Source organism: Streptomyces lacrimifluminis (assembly GCF_014646095.1).
Classification (GTDB): Bacteria; Actinomycetota; Actinomycetes; order Streptomycetales; family Streptomycetaceae; genus Streptomyces; species Streptomyces lacrimifluminis.
Window position 1 is genome coordinate 1 of the sequence record NZ_BMMU01000094.1, and the last position, 2,503, is coordinate 2,503.

Annotated in this window: 6 protein-coding genes; 4 read left to right on the forward strand and 2 right to left on the reverse strand. The window is 66.9% G+C overall.

Annotated features, from left to right (window positions below):
* The first annotated feature begins 29 nt into the window (after positions 1–29).
* Both IEY89_RS39995 and IEY89_RS40000 read left to right on the forward strand, forming a co-directional pair.
* A complete protein-coding gene (locus IEY89_RS39995) occupies positions 30–344 on the forward strand; it encodes a hypothetical protein (RefSeq protein ID WP_189152429.1) in 315 nt (104 codons plus the stop codon).
* On the forward strand, positions 341–745 hold the full coding sequence (locus IEY89_RS40000; protein ID WP_229695740.1) for a PIN domain-containing protein: 405 nt from the start codon (positions 341–343) through the stop codon (positions 743–745). The genes IEY89_RS39995 and IEY89_RS40000 overlap by 4 nt, the downstream gene beginning before the upstream one ends.
* Before the next feature lie 20 nt (positions 746–765).
* Here IEY89_RS40000 and IEY89_RS40005 read toward each other — a convergent pair whose 3' ends face one another.
* Both IEY89_RS40005 and IEY89_RS40010 read right to left on the reverse strand, forming a co-directional pair.
* Positions 766–1,017: a hypothetical protein gene (locus IEY89_RS40005; protein ID WP_189152430.1), complete on the reverse strand. Its 252-nt coding sequence runs from the start codon at positions 1,015–1,017 to the stop codon at positions 766–768.
* Positions 1,014–1,229, reverse strand: a complete 216-nt coding sequence (locus IEY89_RS40010) for a hypothetical protein (protein ID WP_189152434.1) — start codon at positions 1,227–1,229, stop codon at positions 1,014–1,016. Before IEY89_RS40010 ends, IEY89_RS40005 begins: the two co-directional genes overlap by 4 nt.
* Positions 1,230–1,349: 120 nt before the next feature.
* Between IEY89_RS40010 and IEY89_RS40015 the strand changes: the two genes are divergently transcribed.
* Together IEY89_RS40015 and IEY89_RS40020 are read left to right on the forward strand one after the other, a co-directional pair.
* Entirely contained in the window at positions 1,350–2,186 is an 837-nt protein-coding gene (locus IEY89_RS40015) for a helix-turn-helix domain-containing protein (RefSeq protein ID WP_189152431.1), read from the forward strand.
* Positions 2,168–2,437, forward strand: coding sequence for a DUF397 domain-containing protein (locus IEY89_RS40020; protein WP_189152432.1), 270 nt, complete (start codon positions 2,168–2,170; stop codon positions 2,435–2,437). The genes IEY89_RS40015 and IEY89_RS40020 overlap by 19 nt, the downstream gene beginning before the upstream one ends.
* The last annotated feature ends 66 nt before the right edge of the window (positions 2,438–2,503 follow it).

Here is a 2,503-nt window from a genome sequence, read left to right on the forward strand (position 1 = left end):
AGGGCACTTTCCGTGTTTCTGATCAGCTCTTGGACAGCCCACCTCGTGAAAGCGCGAGGCTAGAGCGCGTCACCATCACCATCCCCAGTGAGACACTCGAAGCCGCCAGATCGGCCGCCGAGCGGGACGGACTGAGCGTCTCCGCCTGGCTGTCGCGCGCGGCTGAACACGCGGCCAAGATCGAGGCGGGTCTCGCTGCGGCAGAGGAGGCCATGGCCCACCTCCCTCCACCGACACCCGAGGAGCAGGCGTGGGTGGATGCCGTCATGGAGGACGCCACCCGCCCCGTCTACTCGGACGAGTACTCGTCACACTCGGAGGACCGTGCGCGAGGTGCTGCGTGAGCACTTTGCGACCCTTCGTGTACGACGCCGGTGCTCTGATCGCCGCCGAGCGGGATCAAGTCGCCTTCTGGCGAACCCACCGGTCGTACTTGACCGCCGGCGGCCTGCCCCTGGTGCCCGCGCCGGTCGTCTCCCAGGCCTGGCGCGACGGCGCCCGCCAGTCGCAACTGGCACGACTTCTCCACGGTTGCCGCGTACCGCCGCTGGATCACGCCCTCGCCGTGAGTGTCGGCGAACTGTTGGGCAAAGCCCGCACCTCAGACCCCGTGGACGGCACCGTCGCACTGATCGCCGCGCGCCTCGGCGCCAACGTGTTCACGTCGGATCCCGACGACATCCAGCACCTCGTAGACCACCTGGGCCCAGCGGGCAAACGCGTCAAGGTCACGCCCCTGCGCTGACCCCAGCCCAGCCAAGCCGATCAGGGAACCTCACCGCGGCTGCGGGCGTTCGCGTACGCCGTCGCCGCGCTGAGACGTTCCGCCGGGGTGGCGGGCCGGAGGGCGTCCGGGGCCGCGTCCCACTCCCGGCCGCCGCCGTACGACCTGAGCTGGACGTAGGGCCCCTCGTGCCCCATGACGATGCCGACCTTCTCGGTGCGGGTGTCCATGACGTACGTGCCGACGTCCGGCCGCCCCGGCTTCCCGGACCTCGCCGGCCTCACGTCGTTCATCGCAGCGCCGCCGCGATCCGGGCCGCCGTCTCGACGTTGCAGCGCCCCAATTCGATGAGCGGACAGGGCGCTTCCCGGGCCACACTCGCCGCGTCCAGTCGGAGCGACGGCAGAGTAATCCCGGCGCTTTTCAACGCCGTCCGCAATTCCTTCACAATTTCCTCCGCCTCTTCGACGCAGTCCGCCGAGTGTGCCGCCTGTCGTGCCGTCACCGTGCTCCCCTGACTTATCGAGTTTCACTCTTCGCACTTCCACGATGACGTGCTGTGCCTACACTCGGAAGGCTCTGGGCGCAGCAACGGCGGTGCAGTCGAAGGGGGTTCGGTTCGGTTATGGCCAATGGTTCACAGCGACAGGCGGCTTGGGAGTTCTTCGGGACGGAGTTGAAGAGGCGACGGGAGGAGGCCGGATTAACCCAGGTGGAGTTGGGGGCGATGGTCTTCGTCTCCGGGGGCTACATCGGGCAGTTCGAACAGGCCATTCGGAAGCCACAGTTGGATGTGGCGGTACGGATTGACGAGGTCCTACAAACCGCTGGTTTTTTCGAGCGGACGTGGCGCAAACTCATCGACGACAAGCGGTACGCGGATTACTTCGCGGAGGTGGTGGAGCTTGAGCGGACGGCGACGAAGATCTGTGAGTTCGCGCCGACGGTGATCCCCGGCCTGCTGCAGACGGCCGCGTACGCGCAGGCGGTCACGCTCGCGGCCAACCCGTTCGTCACGGACGAGTACGTCGCCGAAAAGGTCGGTGCCCGCCTGGAACGGGCGCGCATCCTCAACGACGCTACAAGGCCCGAGTATTGGGCGATCCTGCACGAGGGTACCCTGCGCACGCCTGTCGGTGGGGCGGCGGCCATGGCCGAGCAACTTGAGCACATCGCCACGCTGGCCAGGGAGCGGAAGGTACTGGTGCTGGTGGTCCCGCGCTCGGCGGGAGCGTTCGCTTCCATGGGAGGCATGGTGCAGCTCATGGAGTTCGAGGATGCACCGCCAACCCTCTATACAGAGACTTCGTTTTCGGGCGAGCTGCTCGACAACCCGGCAGTGGTGAAGAGGGCACAGCGCGCATACGATCTGCTCAGGGGCGCCGCACTGTCGCCGGAGGCGTCCCTCGCCCTGATCCAGTCGGCGGCGGAGGACCACAGACGATGCGCGAGTACGACCTGAGCAACGCCCGCTGGCGCAAGAGCAGTTACAGCAACGGCGAAGGCGGTAGCTGTGTCGAGGTCGCGTTCGACTTCATCGGCGCCGCCCGCTGGCGTAAGAGCACCTACAGCAATGGGGAGGGCGGCGACTGCGTCGAAGTAGCCGACGGATTCCCCGGCATCGTGCCCGTCCGGGACAGCAAGGTCTCGGACGGGCCCGTGCTGCTCCTCGGGGCCGACGCCTGGGCGGAGTTCGTCGACTCCGTCGTCTGAGAGAGCATCTGATCAATGTTCAGGTCGTTCTGTCTGATTCGCCGGTTTCGATTCGCCAGGTTGGTG

Excerpts from the sequence above, each read along its gene's own strand:
- IEY89_RS40015 (WP_189152431.1), top strand. The coding sequence starts at position 1,350 with ATGGCCAATGGTTCACAGCGACAGGCGGCTTGGGAGTTCTTCGGGACG.
- IEY89_RS40005 (WP_189152430.1), bottom strand. The coding sequence starts at position 1,017 with ATGAACGACGTGAGGCCGGCGAGGTCCGGGAAGCCGGGGCGGCCGGAC.
- IEY89_RS40020 (WP_189152432.1), top strand. The coding sequence starts at position 2,168 with ATGCGCGAGTACGACCTGAGCAACGCCCGCTGGCGCAAGAGCAGTTAC.